The organism is Allobosea sp. 05L423 (genome assembly GCF_056397745.1).
Window position 1 is genome coordinate 1 of record NZ_JBFTOA010000037.1, and the last position, 5,296, is coordinate 5,296.

Genomic DNA, 5,296 nt, shown 5'->3' on the forward strand with positions numbered 1-5,296 from the left:
GTCGGAAGCGCTAGCTCGGGCGTGGCGTCGCTGATTTCTCAGAATGTCGATCCGCTCGCGATGGCACTCGACAACGTGATGCGCGCTAACGGCCAGCCGCCGACGGCCCAGGAACGCGACGAAGCCTCGCGGATTTTCGTCAACGCGCTCAAGAACGGCAAGATCGAGCAGGGCGACCGGGACTATCACGCGTCGCGGCTCGCCGCACGGTCCGGCATCAGCGAGCAGGATGCGCAGAAGCGTATCGACGATGCCTTTGCCCGACTGTCGCAGGCCAAGGAAACCGCCAAGCAGGCAGCCGAGCGCGCGCGCAAGATCGCGGTTCTGACGGCGTTCCTCACGGCGACCGCATTGCTCGTCGGCGCCGCCGCCGCATCCTGGGCGGCGACCCTGGGTGGTGAACACCGGGACGAGAACCTTCGGAACGAGCCGGCCCTTTGATCGGTCGGAAAGACCTGTTCCGCCCGGCTGCCTCGAGCGGCCGGGCGTGTTTTCGTTATCGGTCCCCGAACCGACCCGGCGCGGCAGCGTTGCTGGATCATCAGGATTGAAAGGACATGCGATGGCCGAAAAGCAACCCAAGCGGAATGGCAGCACCAACGGCCCAACCGAGCCGGACCAGCGCCCGGCCGAGCGCCGCGAAGAGCCGAAGGAGAATGCCGTGAAAGGCCCTGCGGTGATCTCGGAAGCAAACGCCCGCCAACGCACGCATGAGCATCGCCGGAAAGGCGATCGCTAAGCGACGGGTTTCGCTGATGCCCGTCCGCGATGACGCGATCCCTGAAAATGCCTGGGGCTTGTCGAACCTGGAGGAACTGAATGCGGCTATCGCCGCATCGGCTCCGCTCGTCCCGAGCGCCACTCGTGCCGTTCTTGGCGAAGGCCCAAAGGGCGCGGCCATCGCCTTCGTGGGAGAACAGCCCGGCGATCAGGAAGACAGGCAGGGGCGCCCCTTCGTCGGGCCCGCTGGCCACTTGCTCGACCGGGCCTTGAATGAGGTCGGTATCGAACGTCGCTCCAGCTATCTCACCAATGCCGTCAAGCACTTCAAATTCGAGCAACGCGGCAGGCGGCGGATTCACCAGCGACCGACGGCCGGCGAAGTCAGACATTATCGCTGGTGGCTGGAGCGGGAGCTGGAATTCGTGAATCCGCATATCGTCGTCGCATTGGGTGCGACCGCGGTTCTCGCACTGGCCGGAAAGGCTCTCCCGATCTCACGCAATCGCGGCGCGACGCACTTCGGAGACAGGCTGGGCTTCATCACGGTCCATCCCTCGTACTTGCTGCGGCTGCCGGACGAAGAAAGCCGGGCAGAGGCGTTTGCTGCTTTCGTTGCAGATCTTCGTCAGGTCCGTCGGCTCGCATCCGCCTGATGTTGGCCTGCCTGATAAAGTTCTTCGATCAGGAAGGCTCCCGTCGCGAAAGGGCGGCGAGGCACCCTGTCGACGACCTTGATGGGCGCCCGCGCCGAGCGCATCAGGTGTTCGCTTTCGTGGACGCACAACGCCACCGTCACCCCGAACCAGCGCACACTCCTGCGAGAGCGCATGTTTTCCCAGCGCGCTGCGTCGACATTCCGATTGCTGTATAGAACGAATCCCCGTCGGCACGCTCTCAGGAAAGCCGATGCCGTTCAGCTTCGCATCGCCTGAGGATCTTGTACGGCTCGAGGCCGCACTCGAGCAGAGAGCGGCTCGCCTATATCGTTGCGGCGCTGTGGCGGCAGGGAGAACAGGACGATATCCCCGGTAGGGCGGCAGAACAGTTCGAGGCAACTGCGCCCCGTCTGTCGCCGCTCAAGAGGGAGAACGACGAGTCCTCTGCTTAGGCACCGCGGTTCCAAAGCATGTCCCGGGAATGCCGAGTTGGAAGGTGTGCTCCGTGTGGCATTGGCCCCCGAGCTTCAGGGCACGGGGTCCAATAGGAGCTTTATTCGATAACCTGGATGATCTTGCGCGTCTTGGGCTCGACGATCACCGTGCGATCGTTGACGACGGTGTAGCGATAGCCCTTGGCGCCGAATTCGGCCGGTACCTCGCGATAGGTCACCCCGCTCTCCGGCAGTACCGCGCCTACGCGAACGTCTTCGCGATAGGTATAGGACGGAACTTCATGGGCGCGGACGTAGGTCTTGAAGCGCGGTGTGGCATCGCCCGCGATGCCACCGACGACAGCGCCGCCGACACCGCCCACGACAGCCCCGACTGGTCCGCCGACGATTGCACCGCCGACGGCTCCGGTCGCCGCTCCGGCAGCGGCGCCACCGCGCGCGCCTTCGGGATTTTGGGCAAGAACCGCCATCGGAGCGATTACGGCGGCTGCAACGAGAATGATCTTCTTCATCAGTCGATCTCCTGGTTACCCCCAGATGGAGGGCATAACTTGGAATTCGCTTGAACTGTTCCCCGGGGCCTCGTGATCGTTGGCATCGGAACAACCACTGAGCGCCGACAGTGCCAATTGATGCTCTAGCAAATACGATCGCGGTCGATCGCAAATGCGCTGAACCATGGCCATTCCACGCCGTGGATCAATTGGCCGATCATCCTCGCGGCCAAGAAGCTGAAGGTTATCCCATTGCCGCCGTAGCCATAGGCGGCGAGGAGGCGGGGGTGGCCCGGGACGCTTCCAATGAGTGGCAGGCCGTCCTGCGTCTGGCCGAAGGCCCCGGACCAGGCTCGATCGAGGTCAAGGTCGGCCATCGGTATCATGGCATGCAGTCGCGACTGCAAGGCCTTCGTCTTCTCCGGTCCGAGGGCTTCCCGCCGATCCGGATCGCTGAATTCCTCGTCCTCACCGCCGAAGATAATACGGCCATCCACCGTGGTGCGGCAGTAGCAGTAGTCTTTCGAGGCTTCCCATATCAGTGCCGCACCTGGCCAGAGTACCCGAGGTGCTTGCGGGACGGTTGCGATTGCCCAGCTTGATGCGACGTGATGGAGGCCGTCACGGACGATCTCCGGCATGACATAGCCGGTGGCAAGCACGATCCGGTCGGCCTCTACGAGCCGCCCACTGGCGAGCGTGACAGCCGCGCTACGGCCAGCAGTGTCGAAGGCAACTGCCTCGTCGCGGATCAGTCTCGCTCCTCGCCGCACGGCTGCGGCGAGCAGGCCGTGACAAAGACTGAGCGGATCGGCCTCGGCCGAACCCGGCGAAACGATAGCAGCCAGCCGATCAAAGCCGAAAGCCTCGCGCAGCACCTTAAGACGGTCGGGAGCTGACTGAGGAGCAAATCGGATGCAGGGTGGGCTTGTCATCTCGAATGCTCGGGGACATGCTTCGGTTTGGTTTGAGGAGGCCGCTAATGGCAACGGGTATTGTGAAGTGGTTCAATTCAACGAAGGGTTTCGGTTTCATTCAGCCTGACGATGGTGGGCAGGACGTGTTCGTCCATATCAGCGCCGTGGAGCGCGCAGGCCTCCGCGAGCTGCGCGATGGGCAGAAGATTTCATTCGAAGTGGTCGCGGATAGACGCTCAGGGAAATCATCAGCAGAAAACCTGAAGGCGGAGTGATCCACGGGCCTCTTGCGGGGCCGACGCTAATGTGTCAGATATTACTCACTCCGAACCGCGCCCGCAGCCGAAAGGCCCGCGGGCGTTGTCATTTCAGCGGGCATCAACCCAAAAGCGAAGTTCCCCCGGCTCCGTGCCTAGCATAGGCTCCGGCCCCTCGACGCAAGTGAATGGGGTGGAGATGCCGAACTGGACCAAGGACAAGGTGGAATAACCGTCTCCGGGGTGCCAATCGCGACGGACCGAGAGAGCCAGGCAATGATCTCGGGCGCCTTCGCGCTCGTGCAGGCCAAGCCCGATACAACGCTCAACTTCATGACGCCTTCAGGCTTCGTGACGGTTTCGGCCGCACAGATGTCGGCCATCGCGATCGCCGTCGCCGAGCATGTCCAAGCCTGCTTCGCGACTGAGGCCGAGGTGGCCGGCGACATCGAGGCTGGCTTGATCACAATAGCTGCCGAGATTGACGCAGCCTTCGCTTAGATTCGCAGATCCGTAGCCCGGCTGCGCGCGCCGCCCCGTAGGCGGCTTTTTCACATCTGGAGCGACCGCAGTTCAGCGGGCGCTGGTCGCGCTCGGCTATTCGCTTGTTGTTGATGGCAAGCCTGGGCCGAAGACGAAGGCGGCCGTCCAGGCGTTCCAGATCTCGCATGGCCTGCATGTCGACGGCGTCGTCGGCCCAAGGACTGAGACCGCGCTGAAGGTCGCTATTGCCGACAAGCCGCAATCGCAGCCTGCCGGAGGCCTCGACCGATCGAAGTTCTTCGCCTTCCTGCGATCCGGCACGTCGCTGTCTGCCGGGCAGGTCAAGGGCATCGAAGGCATTCTCGACGGCTTCGCGAAGACCGGCGACGGCCGCGACGAGACGCTGGCCTATGGTCCCGCGACGGCGCGGCGCGAGGTCGGCGCCGGCATGGTCCCGGTGCGCGAGGGCTTCAAGCAGACCGATGCCGAAGCGCGCGCCTATCCAACGGGCGATATTGAGGGCTCCGTCGGCTTCGCACTCGGGCTCATCGGCATGACGGTGTGTGACGCCGTGATCCGCTGGGCCCGGCGCTGGCGCGATGGTCCGCCGTCGATCCCGATGCCCCCGAAATCGAGCGGCTGAGCTCCGCTAGATGGACTGGCCGGCCTAACCGGCTGCCTTCGGGCGTTTCCTCGCTAAACTTGGCCCGGTCTCCGAAAGGGGATCGGGCCTTTTTGCGAATGAAGATATCATTCGATGATCTGAATAACCTTCCGGGTGCTGGGCTCGACCAGGACAGTCTTGTCGTTGACGACCGCGAAGCGGTACTGGGTCACGCCGACGTCCGACGGCAAGGTATGCAGCGTTACCGATGACGGGAGGGCGGTGCCCACGCCGACTGTTTCGGTCACCTTCACCGAAGCAGGGTGCTCCTTCATGACATACGTCCTGACCTTGCTTTGCTGGTCAGTGGTGATGGTGGTGGTTGTGGAGGTCTGGGCGAACGCCATAGTGCCGGCAAGCGAGGCAACGAGCACGATCGCAAAGGGATAACGCATCGAGGTTCTCCATTTTTGGATCCCCCCGCCGGTTCGGAAACACCGATGCAGCGCGCTTGTTCCCTTTTCAGGTGCCTTTCCAGGGCGCCACTCGCCCTGTGATCGCGAGATACCGATCGCTGGAATGCATCACGGCGACAAGTATCTGCTTGCCGTCATCGCATATCACGCGCAGCCGGTAGAAGAGCTCGGCGGGATCGATCTCTGAAATATCGCAGAAGAGGTATCCGGCGCGCGTGTCGTCGCAGTCGC

At 63.2% G+C, this 5,296-nt stretch carries 8 protein-coding genes and 2 pseudogenes; 6 read left to right on the forward strand and 4 right to left on the reverse strand.

What is annotated here, in order from left to right; all coding sequences use genetic code 11:
* The first annotated feature begins 21 nt into the window (after nt 1-21).
* Nucleotides 22-441, forward strand: a complete 420-nt coding sequence (locus AC1DNE_RS30400) for a hypothetical protein (RefSeq protein ID WP_476767389.1) — start codon at nt 22-24, stop codon at nt 439-441.
* A 254-nt stretch (nt 442-695) separates the two neighbouring features.
* Nucleotides 696-1,376 (forward strand): annotated as a pseudogene (locus AC1DNE_RS30405) (UdgX family uracil-DNA binding protein); the annotation flags it as partial.
* A gap of 556 nt (nt 1,377-1,932) precedes the next feature.
* Here AC1DNE_RS30405 and AC1DNE_RS30410 read toward each other — a convergent pair.
* Both AC1DNE_RS30410 and AC1DNE_RS30415 read right to left on the reverse strand, forming a co-directional pair.
* Complete coding sequence (locus tag AC1DNE_RS30410; protein ID WP_441473900.1) at nt 1,933-2,346, reverse strand: DUF1236 domain-containing protein; 414 nt, start codon at nt 2,344-2,346, stop codon at nt 1,933-1,935.
* Between the two features lie 125 nt (nt 2,347-2,471).
* A complete protein-coding gene (locus AC1DNE_RS30415; RefSeq protein ID WP_441473899.1) occupies nt 2,472-3,263 on the reverse strand; it encodes an NAD(P)/FAD-dependent oxidoreductase in 792 nt (263 codons plus the stop codon).
* 47 nt (nt 3,264-3,310) lie between these two features.
* Here AC1DNE_RS30415 and AC1DNE_RS30420 point away from each other — a divergent pair, with 47 nt between their 5' ends.
* From AC1DNE_RS30420 to AC1DNE_RS30435, 4 genes and pseudogenes are all read left to right on the forward strand, one after another.
* The gene (locus AC1DNE_RS30420; RefSeq protein ID WP_441473898.1) at nt 3,311-3,520 is read left to right on the forward strand and encodes a cold-shock protein; all 210 of its coding nucleotides are present in this window, start codon (nt 3,311-3,313) and stop codon (nt 3,518-3,520) included.
* A 210-nt stretch (nt 3,521-3,730) separates the two neighbouring features.
* Nucleotides 3,731-4,003, forward strand: coding sequence for a DUF4376 domain-containing protein (locus tag AC1DNE_RS30425; RefSeq protein ID WP_476767390.1), 273 nt, complete (start codon nt 3,731-3,733; stop codon nt 4,001-4,003).
* Between the two features lie 76 nt (nt 4,004-4,079).
* Nucleotides 4,080-4,208, forward strand: a pseudogene (locus AC1DNE_RS30430) (peptidoglycan-binding domain-containing protein); the annotation flags it as partial.
* A 225-nt stretch (nt 4,209-4,433) separates the two neighbouring features.
* On the forward strand, nt 4,434-4,628 hold the full coding sequence (locus AC1DNE_RS30435; RefSeq protein WP_441473897.1) for a hypothetical protein: 195 nt from the start codon (nt 4,434-4,436) through the stop codon (nt 4,626-4,628).
* Nucleotides 4,629-4,735: 107 nt separating this feature from the next.
* Here AC1DNE_RS30435 and AC1DNE_RS30440 read toward each other — a convergent pair whose 3' ends face one another.
* Together AC1DNE_RS30440 and AC1DNE_RS30445 are read right to left on the reverse strand one after the other, a co-directional pair.
* Nucleotides 4,736-5,044: a DUF1236 domain-containing protein gene (locus AC1DNE_RS30440; protein WP_441473896.1), complete on the reverse strand. Its 309-nt coding sequence runs from the start codon at nt 5,042-5,044 to the stop codon at nt 4,736-4,738.
* 67 nt (nt 5,045-5,111) lie between these two features.
* On the reverse strand, nt 5,112-5,296 hold a 185-nt coding region (locus AC1DNE_RS30445), incomplete at its 5' end, for a hypothetical protein (RefSeq protein ID WP_441473895.1).

What these genes read in the sequence shown, in the direction of transcription:
- AC1DNE_RS30410 (WP_441473900.1), bottom strand. Translation starts at nt 2,346, where the DNA reads ATGAAGAAGATCATTCTCGTTGCAGCCGCCGTAATCGCTCCGATGGCG.
- AC1DNE_RS30415 (WP_441473899.1), bottom strand. Translation starts at nt 3,263, where the DNA reads ATGACAAGCCCACCCTGCATCCGATTTGCTCCTCAGTCAGCTCCCGAC.
- AC1DNE_RS30420 (WP_441473898.1), top strand. Translation starts at nt 3,311, where the DNA reads ATGGCAACGGGTATTGTGAAGTGGTTCAATTCAACGAAGGGTTTCGGT.
- AC1DNE_RS30435 (WP_441473897.1), top strand. Translation starts at nt 4,434, where the DNA reads ATGGTCCCGGTGCGCGAGGGCTTCAAGCAGACCGATGCCGAAGCGCGC.
- AC1DNE_RS30440 (WP_441473896.1), bottom strand. Translation starts at nt 5,044, where the DNA reads ATGCGTTATCCCTTTGCGATCGTGCTCGTTGCCTCGCTTGCCGGCACT.